Annotated in this window: 9 protein-coding genes and 3 pseudogenes; 3 read left to right on the top strand and 9 right to left on the bottom strand. The window is 43.7% G+C overall.

What is annotated here, in order from left to right; genetic code table 11:
* Nucleotides 1-302: 302 nt before the first annotated feature.
* A complete protein-coding gene (locus M3090_RS05885; RefSeq protein ID WP_249054518.1) occupies nt 303-716 on the bottom strand; it encodes a DUF6769 family protein in 414 nt (137 codons plus the stop codon).
* Between the two features lie 136 nt (nt 717-852).
* Between M3090_RS05885 and M3090_RS05880 the strand changes: the two are divergent.
* Nucleotides 853-1,221: pseudogene (locus tag M3090_RS05880) on the top strand (capsule biosynthesis protein); the annotation flags it as partial.
* A gap of 162 nt (nt 1,222-1,383) precedes the next feature.
* Here the strand turns inward: M3090_RS05880 and M3090_RS05875 are convergent.
* Entirely contained in the window at nt 1,384-2,214 is an 831-nt protein-coding gene (locus M3090_RS05875) for a hypothetical protein (protein ID WP_249054517.1), read from the bottom strand.
* An 89-nt stretch (nt 2,215-2,303) separates the two neighbouring features.
* Between M3090_RS05875 and M3090_RS05870 the strand changes: the two genes are divergently transcribed.
* Nucleotides 2,304-3,737: a CCA tRNA nucleotidyltransferase gene (locus tag M3090_RS05870; protein ID WP_249054515.1), complete on the top strand. Its 1,434-nt coding sequence runs from the start codon at nt 2,304-2,306 to the stop codon at nt 3,735-3,737.
* 792 nt (nt 3,738-4,529) lie between these two features.
* Nucleotides 4,530-6,797: pseudogene (locus M3090_RS05865) on the top strand (caspase family protein); the annotation flags it as partial.
* A gap of 268 nt (nt 6,798-7,065) precedes the next feature.
* On the opposite strand, the pseudogene M3090_RS05860 reads toward M3090_RS05865, so the two are convergent.
* From M3090_RS05860 to M3090_RS05830, 7 genes and pseudogenes are all read right to left on the bottom strand, one after another.
* Nucleotides 7,066-7,821: pseudogene (locus M3090_RS05860) on the bottom strand (ATP-binding protein); the annotation flags it as partial.
* Nucleotides 7,822-8,248: 427 nt separating this feature from the next.
* Nucleotides 8,249-8,956, bottom strand: a complete 708-nt coding sequence (locus M3090_RS05855) for a DUF6266 family protein (RefSeq protein ID WP_249054513.1) — start codon at nt 8,954-8,956, stop codon at nt 8,249-8,251.
* Nucleotides 8,957-9,213: 257 nt separating this feature from the next.
* Nucleotides 9,214-9,423, bottom strand: a complete 210-nt coding sequence (locus M3090_RS05850; RefSeq protein WP_249054512.1) for a hypothetical protein — start codon at nt 9,421-9,423, stop codon at nt 9,214-9,216.
* A 1-nt stretch (nt 9,424) separates the two neighbouring features.
* Nucleotides 9,425-11,611: a peptidase domain-containing ABC transporter gene (locus tag M3090_RS05845; RefSeq protein ID WP_249054511.1), complete on the bottom strand. Its 2,187-nt coding sequence runs from the start codon at nt 11,609-11,611 to the stop codon at nt 9,425-9,427.
* 9 nt (nt 11,612-11,620) lie between these two features.
* Complete coding sequence (locus M3090_RS05840; protein WP_249054510.1) at nt 11,621-13,840, bottom strand: outer membrane beta-barrel family protein; 2,220 nt, start codon at nt 13,838-13,840, stop codon at nt 11,621-11,623.
* A gap of 521 nt (nt 13,841-14,361) precedes the next feature.
* On the bottom strand, nt 14,362-15,861 hold the full coding sequence (locus tag M3090_RS05835) for a radical SAM/SPASM domain-containing protein (RefSeq protein WP_249054508.1): 1,500 nt from the start codon (nt 15,859-15,861) through the stop codon (nt 14,362-14,364).
* A 117-nt stretch (nt 15,862-15,978) separates the two neighbouring features.
* Nucleotides 15,979-16,170: a hypothetical protein gene (locus M3090_RS05830; protein WP_249054507.1), complete on the bottom strand. Its 192-nt coding sequence runs from the start codon at nt 16,168-16,170 to the stop codon at nt 15,979-15,981.
* Nucleotides 16,171-16,270: the final 100 nt, after the last annotated feature.

The raw sequence follows: 16,270 nt of genomic DNA, 5'->3' as shown, positions 1-16,270 counted from the left end.
CAACTTGTCAACTCATCAACTCATCAACTTATCAACTCATTAACTCATCAACTCATCAACTCATCAACTCATCAACTCATCAACTCGTCAACTCATCAACTCATCAACTCGTCAACTCATCAACTCATCAACTCGTCAACTCATCAACTCATTAACTCATTAACTCATCAACTCATCAACTTGTCAACTCATCAACTTATCAACTCATCAACTCATCAACTGAAAAAGAGGCTTCCTCGCTGCAAAATTAGTCGTTGCCGGTTGCAACCGGTTTGCAAAGTGCGTTGTGGGAAGGAATGGATTCAGGAAAGGAGGGTAGAGGGAGGGGCACGGAGTCCTGTGGCACGTGCGGTAAACTTTTCGTGCAGCGACTCTATGTAGATAGGTATTTGTTTCTTGTCGGCATTGGTCAGGCTGTCGGAAAGCCGGAGCAGCAGAGGAGACAAGAAAGGAATGATTTCAGAAGCAGCCGGTTGCATTTCGTTCCGGGTGTCTGTCGGCATTTGTTGAAAGAAGTGGTGAGCCACACATCCCGTTTGACAGCAGCAATGTCCTTCTCTCGGGGAATCGGAATGTTGCAGGCAACAGTCGGTGCTGATGTCGTTTTTCATGCACAGCAGGCCATTGGCGTGATGGTGGTGGGGGAGAACAGGCACTGCTGTCATCAGCAAGCTGACAACAAGCAATATATAAGTAATGTGCCTTTTGAATTTCATTCCGGTATTTTTCTATCCGGCGCAAAGATAAATTTTATCTGATGATTAGCCAAATATATAGTTGGAAAAATGGGAGAGACTGTACGAGAACTTTTTCGGATACTATTATTTCATCATACAGGGGATTGTTCGTAATGACATCGGCTTGTGTGAGAGCGATGTGCTCCAGGTACCTGAATATACGAACACGGTGAAGATCAGCGGTGCCGTGATGATGCCCAATACGGTCTCGTACAGCGAGGGTGAAGGGGTGAAGTACTACTTGGGTCAGGCCGGTGGCTACAGCCAGCACGCGAAGAAGAGCAAGAAGTTCATCATCTACATGAACGGCCAGGTGGCCAAGGTGAATGGCAGCGGTCGCGGACAGGTGGAGCCCGGTTGCGAGATTGTGGTGCCGAACAAGAAAAAGAAGAACGGTGTCCTCCTGTCCAACATCCTGGGTTACGCCACATCTTTCGCTTCGTTGGGTACAATGGCTGCTTCGATAGCCAACCTGGTGAAATAAGTCTTCGTCTGTTCGGCAGTTTGTCCGGGCAGTTCAGATGGAAGGGAATAGAAGAATCAGGCCGGAAGTGCACATGCACCTCCGGCCTGATTCGTTTCTGCCTGTCGTGCGCAATAGCCTTGTCTGTTGTGCGCAACGGGCTGGGCTGTTGTTCGGCGTTTCTTATTCCGTCTTTTTCCGCTTCTTGATGTTTTCCTGGATGAAGCGGATTTTTTGATTGGCTTCGTCTTTCTGTTGCTGGATGTGGGTGATGGAAGTAAGCACTTGTGAGAGGGCATACACATCGGCGGCAGCCTGGCGGTCGGTACGGGTGAGGGTGGTGTTGTAAGTGCGGTCGCCTATGTATTCCACCTGCAGGTTCTTGTCTTTGTTCAGGCAGATGAACGAGATGACCCCGCCATCTTCTCCCAGCTTATAGTCTGCTTTCTCTATCCTTTCTCCCAAGTCAGAAGTCTCGTAACTGTCTTTCGAGGCAGGCGTCTGGGCGAAAGTGTGGTCGGGTGCCGAGACTTTCACGGCAGTGTGATGGATGTTTTGTTTCCCGCAGTAGATAGACGTCAAGCTCATCACCCCTTTTTCATCAGTCTGGAAACGCAGGTACGAACGGTGCAGGTTTCTTTCTACTACTTGTGCCGGTGCCAGATAGCGCCCGATTTGTTGGTAGGCAGTGTCTTTTTCGAGCGTGAAATTCTTCCGAAGGGCAGCAAATTTCTCTTGTTCAATATGCAACAAACTGTCCAGGTAGACGAGCGACCTCTGCTGTTCGGCCAGCTCGATGTCCTGCATCAGATAGAGTCCAGCCCTGCGCGTGTCGAACGCCTTCGGATATAGTATCTTGATGCTGTCAATCAATGACTTCGCTTCGCTGAACTGGCCTGCCTCGTAGGCTTGGCGGGCTGCTTGTAGTTTCACTCCTGCTTTCTCCTCCACATTCTCGCACGCTCCCAGCAAGCAGCCAAGAACTGCTAAAAAAAGATATACCGGTTTCTTCATAACTGTTGTTCTTCTCTGTTACAGGGGACAAAAATAGAAATAATATCCGTATCTTTGCAGCCATTTATGAAAGAAAAAAGCAAAACGACATGTTGGAACTGACGACAGAAGAGCTGAAGCAATATTTCAAAGATGACATATTCAAGCAAATCTCAGCCGTGGCCGACACGCTGGGCGTAGAATGTTATGTGGTGGGCGGTTATGTGCGTGACATCTTTCTACAACGCCCGTCGAAAGACATCGATGTGGTGGTGGTAGGCAGTGGCATCGTCGTGGCGGAAGCCTTGGGAAAACGCTTGGGACGTGGTGCGCACGTTTCGGTTTTTCGTAACTTCGGTACTGCACAATTGAAATACCGGGGAACGGAGGTCGAGTTCGTGGGAGCCCGTAAGGAATCGTACACGCATGATTCGCGCAAACCGGTGGTGGAAGATGGAACATTGGAAGACGACCAGAACCGCCGGGATTTTACCATTAATGCCTTGGCCGTCTGCCTGAATGCCTCTCGGTATGGCGAGCTGGTAGACCCGTTTGACGGCATCGAAGACCTGAAAGAACGCACCATCCGTACGCCTTTGGACCCGGATGTGACTTTCAGCGACGACCCTTTGCGAATGATGCGCTGCATCCGTTTCGCTACTCAACTGAAGTTTTATATAGACGACGAAACATTCGAAGCGTTGGGGCGTAACCGCGAACGGATTTCCATCATCTCGCGCGAGCGCATAGCCGACGAGTTGAACAAAATCATACTGTCGCCCGTACCCTCCAGGGGCTTTATAGACTTGGACCGTTGCGGTCTGCTGGAACTGATTTTCCCGGAACTGGTGAAGCTGCAAGGCGTGGAAACCCGGAACGGAAAGGGGCATAAAGACAATTTCTATCACACGCTGGAGGTGTTGGACAACATCAGCAAGCAGACCGATAACCTGTGGCTGCGTTGGGCGGCGCTGCTGCACGACATCGCTAAACCTGTGACCAAACGCTGGGAACCGCGTATCGGCTGGACATTTCATAACCATAACTTCGTCGGCGCCAAGATGGTGCCCGATATTTTCCGGAAGATGAAGTTGCCCATGAATGAAAAAATGAAGTATGTGCAGAAACTGGTAGGACTGCACATGCGTCCCATTGTCATAGCCGACGAAGAAGTGACAGACTCTGCCGTGCGCCGTCTGTTGTTTGAAGCCGGAGACGATATCGACGACTTGATGCTATTGTGCGAAGCAGACATAACCTCGAAGAACCGTGAGCGTAAGGAACGTTTTCTGAACAATTTCCAACTGGTGCGCCGCAAACTGAAAGATTTGGAAGAACGCGACCGCATCCGCAATTTCCAACCTCCCGTAAGTGGGGAAGAAATCATGAAGGTTTTCAACCTCCCTCCCTGCCCAAAGGTTGGCTCGTTGAAGAGTGCCATTAAAGACGCTATTCTGGATGGGGTCATTCCCAATGAACACGACGCCGCTTACGAATTCATGTTGCAGCGTGCCAAGAAAATGGGATTGGATAAGGTGGAATAAAATTAGAACCTCTTGTGCTGTTTAATCCTTATTTTTGTATGCTTAATACCTAAAGAATGACGGATAGAAGGTAAACTGCTTCTTTTTGTTTAATCGTGTCAAAAAATAATCTTTATATTTGCGTGCAAATATAATTGAATGATTTAAACAAATTGAATTATACACATTAATGCCTAACAAAACTTTGGCGGGAAAAACTTTCATAACAAAGGATTTTTCTTGTCAATATATATCAAACGCATTATTGTTGGTGTATGTTTTGCTAAATTTACTTCACTTTTCAGTTTATCGCAAGTTTTTCCGACATAAGAGAATTGCTTGAGTTATCTTGAGCACTTTTTGCGCAAGTGGTTTATGGCTATATGGTTAATAGCCAATCAAAAAAAGTATAAGCAAAGGAAATAGGAATAAGGTACCATATCCATACAGATGTCTTATCCTCAAAATTTCTACCATGAGAATAGTAAGCATATGCCACGTGTAACCTACAAAGAGGTGGTTAGGTCGTTTTACTGTGTAGCCGAAAGCACCTCCAAGAAATATCTTATTATTCCGATATTCAGAACGGTTAAACACACCGAAGGTTATTACCGATGAATGGTTGTGATTATGATATATTCGTCAAAATATACGAAAGTGTTGACTACGGCAAAGGACAATATGCATGTGCTAATGCTTACACTGCAATAGAAGGATTTTGGAGCGGATTTAAACGTAGTATACAACGATACTGCCATTAATCCGTAGATTCAGATGGAATAAACGCTTGGCTTATTATTTTTTTTAAATTTAAACCTGATTTATCTGTCGCAGAAGAACTACGCTGAGCAAGAAAAAATATTGGAGGAAGCCATTACTAAATATCCGGTGTCACTTGACTTCTTGTACAATCTGGTGAATGTGCATATTGCAACCAATAACATGCCAAAATTGTTGAGTGCCATTGACCGTATACTGAAGGTGGATCCTAACAATGTGCAGGTGCTTCCTATAAAAGCACGTATTCTGGAACGCCAGGGGAAGAATATGGAGGCTCTTGATATATATAAACGTATGTATGCTTTGTCACCTGACAGTTTTGAGCTGTTGACGGGGCTTGCCCGTGCCAATTTCAATGTTGCAACAGAGATTGTGAACAGTGGATTGACGGTGGCCGATGATGCAGAATATGCTTTGATACGTCAACGGGCATCCGGTTACTTGTTGGAAGCCAAAGATTTGTTTTTGAAAATCTTGGAGAAGGAACCTACCTCCCAATTATATATGCAAGGGTTGGCTGGTGTATATCAGTATATGGATATGAAACCAGAGTATGAAGTATTGTCCAAGATTATAGCAGATGGAGCTTCTTATACTTCTTTCCCATCGCGTTTGCTTGCCTATAATGAGGCTTTGAAACAAACCAAACCGGAAACAACTACCAATGAACCGATTCCAGTGCCTGTGGAACCGGCTATGCTGGTGATTCGCGTAGACAGCTTCATAGATGGCAATGCCAATAAGGTGATTGATGCCGGTGAAAGTTTTGCTATTCAGTTTACGATAGAGAACCAGGGCAAGGGAGATGCTTATAATATCCGTCTTCGTTTCTCGGAACAACAGGGTTATGATGAGTTTTTCGATGGACCGCGTGAATTGGATGGAGGTAATATTCTGGCTGGGACTTCTAAACAATATACGTTCCGTTATCTGGTGAAAAAAGACATGCCTACCGCGTTGGCTAAGATTAATATTTATGCTTTTGAGGCCAATGGTTTTGATGCGGATCCGGCAGAGCTGGTTGTCAATACACAGGAATATGCCATGCCTCGTCTGCGTGTGGCAGACCATCAGTTCCTGGCGGCTGATGGTTCTTCTATCACATTGGGTAAAAACGGGAAATTGATTCTGGCTATCCAGAACTTCGGTGCGAAGACTGCCCGTAATGTGAAATTGAGTTTTAAATTGCCGAGAAATGTGTTCAATACAGAAGTGCCGGAAATGACAGTCGACAGTATTCCTGCCGGTGAGGTGGCTACCGTGGATTATGATTTCCTGGTAAATAAACGTTTCGACGGCGATTCGGTTGCTGTCATGGTAAGCGTGAGCGAGGATTCTCATTCTTCCTATTTGAACGAGGCATACAAGGTCAAGCTGGGTGAGTATCTGACATCTTCCAATACAATCAAGATTCAAGGCAATATGAGAGCTCGTCAAGAGGTGGGGAAATATACGATTTCTACTTATAACAGTGAATTGATGGAAGATGTGCCGGTGGGTGCCGTTAATCCTCATCGCTATGCTTTGGTGATTGGTAACGAGGATTACAGCATGACAGGTGCCAATGCGGAAATCAACGTGCCTTTTGCCGTAAACGATGCCATGTTGTTCCGCGAATATTGTGTACGTACTTTCGGTGTGCCTGAAAGTCAGGTTCATATCGTGCCCAATGCGACGGCGGGTATGATGCATGAACAACTGGACTGGCTGATGAACATGGCGAGTGCAGACCCGGAAGCCGAACTGATTTTCTATTATTCAGGACATGGTAACAATGATGAGGCTACGAAAGAGCCTTACTTGTTGCCCGTAGATATCACGGGTAAGAACATTCATTTGGGCATTTCGTTGGCAGATTTGTACAAGCGTTTGTCCCAGTATCCCGTCAAGGGGGCTTACGTGTTCTTGGATGCCTGCTTCAGCGGTGGGTATAAGAGCAACGCGCCGTTGATAGCACAGAAAGGTGTGCGTGTAGTGCCCCGGATGGGTGTGCCTCAAGGGCATACGCTGAGTTTCTCATCCAGTAGCGGCGACCAGACCTCCAGTGTGTTTCACGACAAGCAGCAGGGTTATTACACTTATTATTTGATTAAGGCCATTAAAGATGCTAAGGGAAACATTACGATGAAACAACTGTTCGAGAAGACCAATGCCGATGTCAAGCAAGCTACGGCTTTGATTGGCAAGATGCAAGAGCCGCAATACATGGTTTCTCCCACTTGGACCGGCTGGGAGGATGTCCAATTATGGACACCGCTTCCGGAGGAACTTTCTACCGAACCTACGGTTACTGCCAACTGACTTCGAGGGAGATATATAATGAGAGAAGAGCGGCCTCTGTATCCGGATGCCGCTCTTTTCTTATATATTATCTTGCTGTCACTCCCACTCGTGAGGTGTCATCAGACCCCACTCGTGAGGTATCATCAGACCCCACTCGTGGGGTATCTATATCGCAACTTGTTGCTCGTGATAATGATTTTAGTAATCATTTCGTCGTGCCAACTGATGGCTCTTGATTGCGGTCGTCGTCCGTATTTGATTTAAGGATATCCTTGGTAGATTCAATCTCTGCTTTTTGTGGCAACAGCTCTTTTTGTACATTGCTCATGGCTCCCCACATGCTGTAACGTGCTTCCGGATTCAATTGTTCCAATTGTTTGAGGATGCTTTTTATCTGTGTACGTCCGGACAAATTCTCATAAGGACAATTTTTAATCTGATGAGGCCACTTGCGCAAGGCACTTAATTCCATTAAATCGTCCTCATGTACTAAACAAAGTGGACGGATAAGAGTCATTTGAAATTTTCTCATCAATAGTTTAGGAGGCATGGTCGAAAAAGTCCCTTGGAAAGTAAGATTCATCAACAGTGTTTGTAGAATATCTTCCATGTGATGGCCTAAGGCAATTTTGTTACATTTCAATTCATGCGCTAAAGTAAAGAGGGCTTTTCGCCGGTTCCATGAACAAAGGAAGCAAGGCGATTTCCGCTTGTCAGTCGACAGGTCGAATGAAGATTCCCGCACGTAAAACGGAATCTTCAGTTCTTTGCAAAAGCCTGCTAACCATTCCACATCGCTTTGATAACCCATATTTGTTATTGAGATATATGCTGCTGCCACTTCAAATCGTGGTTTCCAAACCTGAGAACGGCGGGCCAGTAATTCGGTAAGCGCAAGTGAATCCTTACCTCCAGATAAACCTACAAGAATACGGTCACCATCTTCTATTAACCCATATTCCATGATGCCCTTCATAAACCTCCGTTCTATCCGTTTCATTAAGGTCTTTTCCGGGTCAATTCCTTTATTTACGTTACACATATATATGAAGAAAAGATTGAATTAAAAAGAAACAATGTTGACAGTCTCCAACAGTCAATTACATTCTTGTTGTTTGCAAAGATAGTCTTTTATACTGATCTGGCAAATGATGATGATTGCATAGAAATGAGTTGTTATAAGTCTTAGATCCTGTTTAAAATTCATTTTCCTGTCATGTTGAGCGATTTTTAAACGACAGACTCTTATTTTGAGATTGATTTTGACCGACAGTTTTTTAGTTCATACTATCGATGTGTCTGTCATTCTGAGCGAAGCCCACAGGGCGTAGTCGAAGAATCTGTGCCATCTGCAGCCAACCCCGGTAACTTATCACCTAATCTTAAACAAGAGGTGCGCCAGCGATATGCAACCGCAATTACACACCACGAGCACACCTCCACGCCTTCAGACAAGGCCGACGCCCTTATCAGCCAAATGTGCCTTGGCCACTGTCATCATCCGAGCCCTCTTCCCCGTCGGCACCACCGTCGGGCGAAGAAATAACCTCATCATCCTGCAAACACAGGCTGTTCGATACACTCTGCCCCTGCGCATTCCGAAAGCTCAGATAGACAGCCAACGCCTCATCGCCCCAACTGCCCGGCAACGTCAACTCTGCCGTGCCATCGGCCCTTGCACCAGCCCCCAGGTCATAGACCGCTTCCGCCTTCACCTTATTATAGACCAGCACCATTGCCACATCGTCGGCAGCCGCATTACCATTGCCACTGTTGTCCGTCCACGTGAACGTCAACTTTCCGCCGGCTGCTTCTACTGCCGCATCTCCAGGCACTACCAGACAGCCGCGGCTGATCATGGCTTTCCGGAAATCAACGGTCGCATCAGCGCCGCAACCCTCCACCGCGTTTTTCAACACGTAAGACATAGCCGAACTATAAGCCGATTGCCCGGCCGGATGTTCCTTGTAACCGATGCGCAAATAAGGCACCATTGTTTTCAAGAAACGGACAACTTCCGCAAAACGCCCCCGTTGACACACCTGTTTCTCCGTCTTTGGGTCAGTATAACCATCTGCCAACGAACGCATGTAACTGATAGAGTTCCACGAACTGCCTACCACAGTCCCGACTTTCCCGGAAAATCCCCCGAGAATACCCTTGGTAATTGTTCCCATGTTAAAATCAAAAATTAAAAGGTTAAAGATTTGGTTTACTCCAGCGTCCTCTTCCGAATGATTTCTGCAGCAATCCTTCGCAAGATTTCACATATCAGAAACTTCTATCGTTTCTGTTTCGTGTGCAAAAATAAAGAGGATTTTTTTAATCAATCGGTCAAAAAAAGGGAAACCGTTCCACAAAATGAGAAAAAGTTTGCAATCACCTGCCAATCAGCACTAACTAAAGCAGATGAAGCATACACATTTTCGCAAATTTACGAAAGAAACCAATGCTGAAAAAACGTTTCACCCTCTTCATACGGATAAGGAACAAAAAACAACACTAATAAAAGCCCAACGAAAATGATTGCAATCACGACTATGCTCCAACACACCAATGCCGGAGGAATCGTGCCTATGATATTACGCACCTTTTCCGAACGGAGTTCCATTCGGTCAGAGGCACTACCTTTTTTTACTTCCATATCAATTACCTAACTCCAGTTGATTCTTTACCAGATTATAATACACGCCCTGTCTCTCTATAAGAGAAGTATGATTCCCGATTTCTGCAACTCTGCCTTCATCAAGTACGACTATTTGATCAGCGTTTTTCACTGTTGAAAGCCGATGGGCAACAACGATGACTGTACGTCCTTTATAAAACTCATTCAGGTTCTCCACAATCACTTTTTCATTCTTGGCATCCAAGGCATTGGTAGCTTCATCCAGGAAGATGAAAGATGGATTCTTATATACCGCACGTGCTATAAGTATTCGTTGCTTTTGCCCTTGACTCAGCCCTATTCCATCCCTGCCGATTTTTGTATTATACTTTAGCGGCAAACTTAGAATATAATCTTTTATGTTTGCAATTTCTACCGCTTTAACAAGCCGCTCTCTGTCTATTTCACCATCATCTACTGCAATGTTCCTTTCTATTGATTCCGAAAAAATCACTCCGTCTTGCATAACCACCCCACATTGCCTGCGCCACCATTTCAAGTTTATATCATTTATGTCAACATTTCCAATATGCAAACTTCCGCCACCTACCGGATAATAACCCAACATCAGTTTTATCAAAGTTGTTTTTCCGCTTCCGGAAGCACCGACAATGGCAGTAATTTTGCCTTCAGGTATTGTAAAAGTAATATTTTCTATCGTATTATGAGGATTGTGCAAATCATATTTGAAATCGACATGGAAGAAACAAATGCCTTGACAACAATCATCCACGACCACATTCCGCATCTCATTGTCTTCATCCTCTTTCGAATGAATCTCGTTGATCCGCGCCAAACTGAGCTTCACATCTTGCAGAGAATAAATGAAATGCATCAACTGCTCTATCGGGCTGTTTAATTGCCCAATAATATACTGCACAGCCAGCATCATACCTAACGACATATTTCCTTTTATCACAGCCGTAGCCGAGAATATGGTGATAATGATATTCTTGATTTCATTAATAAAAATGCTTCCCGCCTCTTGAGTTTGTTGCAACTTTAGTGATTTCATACGTACAAGCGACAAATCGGCTTGAACATCCTCCCATTCCCAACGCCTCCGTTTTTCACAATTTTGAAGTTTTATCTCTTGCAACGAAGTCAGCAATTGATAAGTATAACTGTTGTTTTGAGCTTGTTTTTCAAACAACTCATAATCCAGATTCTTGCGCTTATGAAGAAATGACAATATCCACACCCCATATAAGACGCTCCCAAAAAGAAATATACACAAAATCAGCCAATCATATACGCCCACAATAACGGAATAGACCACAAAAGTCAACAAAGAGAACGATATGCTCAGCAACTGTGTTGTCAGAAATTGCTCAACACGACTATGGTCATGCATTCTTTCTAACAAATCTCCCATCTGTTTAGTCTCAAAATAAGCCATGGGGAGATTCAACAATTTAATGAAAAAATCGCTTAGCAAAGCTATGTTTACACGCAGACTAATGTGCAGAAGTAGCCATCGCCTGATGAAATCGACAGATGTTCTGCTAATCGTAAGAACCAACTGCCCCAACAGAATGAGCCATATAATATTTATATCACGCTGTTCTATGCCAATATCGACGATCGCTTGCGTCAGAAAAGGCAGAATAAGCTGCAATAAGCAGCCAAGAAGCAAGCCTAAAATAACAATTCCAAGGTGTTGCCTATAAGGCCTTAAATATTTCAGCAAAACACTTAAATTCTTTTTCTGCTCCGGCATTTCCTCACGAATTACATCGAATGAAGCAGACGGAGTTAAGAACAAGGCTATGCCTTTTTTAGCTGCATTATCAACGCACTGAGACCATTTCGCCTCAAAATCATCTCTGCCATATACCACCTTCCCTTTCCCGGGATCAGCAATGTAATACTTTTGTTTTTTAATTTTGTACAGAACGACAAAATGGTTCTGATTCCAATGAAGCACACACGGCAAGTTTTTCTCGCGCAACTGCTCCAATGTCAAGCGATTGCAGACCGTTTGAAAGCCTAACTTCGTCGCAGCCTCCATGATGCCAAGCAACGAAACCCCTTCTGTCGTTGCATGGCAATATTTGGATATAAAGTCCGAAGAATACTCCCGGCCATAATAAGCACACACCATTCTCAAACATGCAATGCCACATTGCATGGCATCATATTGCCCGTAGAATTTGAATTTCTTCATAACAGTTTATTACTGTATGCCGAAACGTGAAGTATCCACTTCCTTATATTGCTTGTTTTTATACCCCTTGAATTTATAAGTGAAACTCAGCGTAACACTTCTTCTGTATGCACTTTCATTCACATCCTGATACTGGCTTTCAAAACGCACTTTGGTTTTGGGATAGATTGTTTCAAACAGGTCGTTGCATTGCAAGCTCAATATAGCGCAGTTTTTCAAGAACGAATAACGGATGCCTGCATTAATCCCCCAATTGCTTTCCAAGTCCCAAATACCTTGTATCGTAGGTGTCCGATAGAACACCATAAGGTTGACAGATAACCGGGGCTTTCGTGAGACAATGAAAGTGCTGTTTGCCATAGCCGTCCCTGTCCATTTGCTCCGGTCATATTGGTATCCATACCAATCATTGCTCTTATACTTTTCATTGTATGCACTGAAAATCAAGTTCGAGCTAAACCATTTCCCTATGCGTACCGGCACAACGGAGGTGAAATTCAAGCTGGAAGTATAATCGATGTTGAACGACTTGTACAACAACCTCAGTTCGTCCGGCATTTGATAACTCTGGTCGATAAAGAAATCATTTACACGATAATACGACACTTGGAACACATATTTGTTTTTCAGAACATAAGTCAAATCTACATTGGAAGTACGGGCTGGCTTCAACAGCGGATTGCCCATATATACGGTGTATTCGTCCGCATAAGAAGTATAATCCTGCTTTTGCCAATAGGTGGGATAAGTACGCAATGTATGGTAGCCCAACTGGAAAACATGTTTCTGCGAAGGAACAAATGTCACCCCCACATTCGGTAGCAAGGCATTTTTCTCATACTCGCCATATTTATACAGCTCTCCGGACAACGAGGCGTCGAGCGAAAGTTTGCCTTCCCAAAAAGACTTCAGGAAGCCCACATACGCCACAGCCGTGTGCTCGTCTATTTCCAGTGTTCTTGTATAATCATTTTCGCCCGAACCTGCCAAGTCCTCATTTCTCTGCTCGTTCCGGTTGTTCACATAATTATAGTTCGCGCCATAATTAAATACCCAATTATGCTTCAAATTATGGCTCATATCCAGATAAGCCGTGACCCTGTCTATATATTGCTTTCTCCAATAGGAGAACGCTTGTTGAAAAGAATCGCCGCTATAGACTTCCATGTCTTGCGTGCCCGCATCGGCATAATTCGTATATTCAACGCCTGCCGAAATCCCTTTTTGGGAAGTATAGGACAATGCGAGATTATGAAGATTATTATCACGCACGTTGATGGAGTTTGCATCGCTGAACAAGGTATTCCGGCTGTATGACTTACTGGTCATCTCAGGCGAAATCTGCCCGTTGTAAGAGAAATCCACTGATTGTTCTTCATCAATCTTATACCTGACACTTGCATAAATGGAGTGTTTATTCCCCTTGTTATAGTTCTTTGTGGTAGAAGAAATCTCATAAGCAACATTCTTCACCGTATGAATCCCGCTCATTTCTGTCTTATCTACACTTTGCTGGTCGGCAAACCTATAGATTACATCCAAGTCCCATTTGGGCGTCGATGCAATGACCGTACCGCTGGCGTTCAATGAGTTTCTGTGCTGGTTAGCCCACTCCCCCCGTATCTGCCCGTTCAGGGTATAGTTCTTTTTCTTTTTCAAAACGACATTGATTACCGCCCCTTTTACATGCCATTGCGGGGGAGCATTGTAAAGCACTTCAACCTTCTTCACCTCTTCGACAGGCAGGGATTTCAAGTAATCTGTCAATTGCTCCATGTTCAAATGCGATTTCTTTCCAGAAATGCAAATGGTCGTGCTTGAAGCGCCTACAAGAGACAACGTATTCCCGTCCAAACTGATGACAGAAGGCAATTCCTTTAAAAGTTCATGGGCATTGCCCACAATCTTCTGTTGCATGATAGGCTCCACATGATAAGTCAAACGGTTGTTTTCCATGGTGACCAATGGAGCCTCCCCTTTGACCACCACTTCGTCCAGCACCCGAACATCTTCTTCAAGGACAATCGTCCCTAAATCGCCTGACGAACATTCCAGTTCCTTCGCCTTATAACCGATATACGACAATTTGAGCACATAGCTTCCCTCCGGGACAGCCAATTCAAAACATCCGTCCATGCTGCTTGTCGCACCGGCAACAAATGTCGAATCCGGCAGCTTCAGCAGCACGCAACTCACATAAGGAATAGGAGTCAGTTCTTGATTCACCACTTTCCCGGTGATACTTTGAGCAAAAAAGGGTTGAACAAAACATGCCAACAGTGCAACCCATATGACAAAACCTCTAAACATTGTATGTATCTTTATTTTAAGTAGATATTGATATTTATTTATTCTATAAATGAAAATTAGAACCATAGATGACACAGATTGTAAGGATTATCACGGGTAATTCAACTGCTTAAAAATCTGTACTTATCCGCATCATCTGTGCTCAATTCCTATAAATTATCATTTAATTTTACACAAATTCAAATATCCAAATTAAGTAAATGTTGATATTTGGTTTATACAATAAATAGAAGGTTACAGGAGGTGCCGCATCCTGCGGCACATTTACTTTGCAGTATACTACAAGCGTTCAGAAACAATATGATGGTATGCCGCAAGGATGCGGCACCTCCTACCGCTAAAGTGTCATTTAATTTTGCACACATACTTATGTGTACATGCAAAGCTACACAAAAATCGTGGTATAAACTAATTTTCAACATCTACTTAGATTGAAATGCTTAATACCTCAAATTTGAATTGAATACCGGAGCAAATTGACAACGAGGATCTGGATAATTCCATTTATTGATTCCATATGCCTTCACCGTTTTCACAAAACATCGTCTATGCCGCTGGTTACACGAATCCAGAATTTTACATTCCGTACACGGACTACCCGTTTCAAACAAATTACGATGCAAATGGAACAATTCGAGGGCTTTATCAGAACTCCAAATCTCTTCTAACGACTGTTTTTTCAAATCTCCTATAACAAATTGAGGATGCCAATATAACTGTTCGCAGACGCCTACCTTTCCATCAGGCAAAATAAACAACCGATCGTTCAAAATCCCGCAAGTTCCCCCGTTAAAATACTCGTCATCCGCTTTGCCGGCATGGAATTTTTCTTCCAATGCCTCCGAACTCAGATAAATCCGAAACCTAGAATCGGGGATTATTTCTTCTTTTACAAATCTGCAAATTTCATTCAACTGCTCCCTGTCGGCTTTTATCGAAGCAAACTCCTCTGGTGTATAAATAGACACTTCTGGAATCCTGATCTCCCAATATCTCAGGTTCTTGACCCCTTTCAGAAATGAATACAACTCCTGCAGTTGCTTTTTAGTCGCATTTAAGCGGGTTAAAACGGTATCTATTTCCAGCAAATATCCATACGACTGCAACCATTCTATCCCGTTTCGTATTTTTTCGACATAACCGCTTTTACATCCTATCATTTCCTTCAGGATACTTTCATCCAGAGAGTCCAACGACAATTGTACCACATCATTATATCCCGTCTGATACAGCTTCTCAACTATATTCCGGGTGACAGGCACTTTCGTCGAAATATAGCTGGGTGTCATATCATACTCGACCAACCGCGACAGAATAGCATCCCAATCTTTCCGGCAAAACACCTCACCACCAATCACATCGACATACAACACTTTCAACGCATGTGCGTTGTCTATGAATTGCAAGATTTGTTTAGTTGTCAAAGGTATGTATGCCGTCTTACGGTCTGCATAGCAATACTTACATTGAGTGACGCACTTATTGGTAAGCATGAACAACAGAGTATGAGGAGCCTTATGCATACGATCTTGAGAAAGACATACGGTATCGCACTTCAAATCTTCCATTGTGAAGTCATACCTCATTAAACAGTTGTCATCGATTTCACTGTACGGAATAAGCACATTTTTCGGAAATAACACCTTCTCACTTCCTATTTCGGTATATACAGGAGTAGGATTATTGACATAAGGCATTATCAAAGTTTCCACTTCCTCCGGAGTCAGGCGGAAATGTTTCTCTATGGCTTTACAGTGCAATTTCAAAGATTTCGGCACGGTAAACAATCCTAAAATCATAGCCTGCATGGGATGAATATAACTTACCCATTCCGCAGAACTATCGAAAGATACCTTTCGCTTTGAATACATGACAATCCGGTCTCTGTCATTCTTGAAATGATAATCCGGGTTCAGTACTACTATTCCGTCTTTATTCATGACAAGCTATCTATTTGAAACATTTATTCAAAAAAGACTGTATGAGAAAGTTTCACATGTGTTCTACACAACAATGGAGATTCTCATTCTCATACAGTCTTGCATTAGCTACGAAAGCTAATCTCGGAGGTCATCAATAGGATCTTCCGGTTCTTGAACAACTGCACTAACGCCCGGTGCGCATTTAATAGTAACAGCCGAACGAAAAATGCAAATTATTTTTTTACCCGAAGTTCCACCTTTCACTTCCATCAGTTCCTGCATATCCAATGTTTCAGGAATGTCTTGTAATGTCACAATTTGTTTCATGCTATTATGATTTCCATTTATTACACCTACTCTTTAACAGCTTTTCGGCAACCGCTCCTTTGGACAGGTTGGTCTGTATCCTAATTATACCGGTACATTA

This window comes from Bacteroides sp. ET71 (assembly GCF_023336905.1).
Classification (GTDB): Bacteria; Bacteroidota; Bacteroidia; order Bacteroidales; family Bacteroidaceae; genus Bacteroides.
This window is presented reverse-complemented; position numbering and strand designations above follow the sequence as displayed.

Coding starts and splice junctions, on each gene's coding strand:
- M3090_RS05885 (WP_249054518.1), bottom strand. CDS start 716: ATGAAATTCAAAAGGCACATTACTTATATATTGCTTGTTGTCAGCTTG.
- M3090_RS05875 (WP_249054517.1), bottom strand. CDS start 2,214: ATGAAGAAACCGGTATATCTTTTTTTAGCAGTTCTTGGCTGCTTGCTG.
- M3090_RS05870 (WP_249054515.1), top strand. CDS start 2,304: ATGTTGGAACTGACGACAGAAGAGCTGAAGCAATATTTCAAAGATGAC.
- M3090_RS05855 (WP_249054513.1), bottom strand. CDS start 8,956: ATGGGAACAATTACCAAGGGTATTCTCGGGGGATTTTCCGGGAAAGTC.
- M3090_RS05850 (WP_249054512.1), bottom strand. CDS start 9,423: ATGGAAGTAAAAAAAGGTAGTGCCTCTGACCGAATGGAACTCCGTTCG.
- M3090_RS05845 (WP_249054511.1), bottom strand. CDS start 11,611: ATGAAGAAATTCAAATTCTACGGGCAATATGATGCCATGCAATGTGGC.
- M3090_RS05835 (WP_249054508.1), bottom strand. CDS start 15,861: ATGAATAAAGACGGAATAGTAGTACTGAACCCGGATTATCATTTCAAG.
- M3090_RS05830 (WP_249054507.1), bottom strand. CDS start 16,170: ATGAAACAAATTGTGACATTACAAGACATTCCTGAAACATTGGATATG.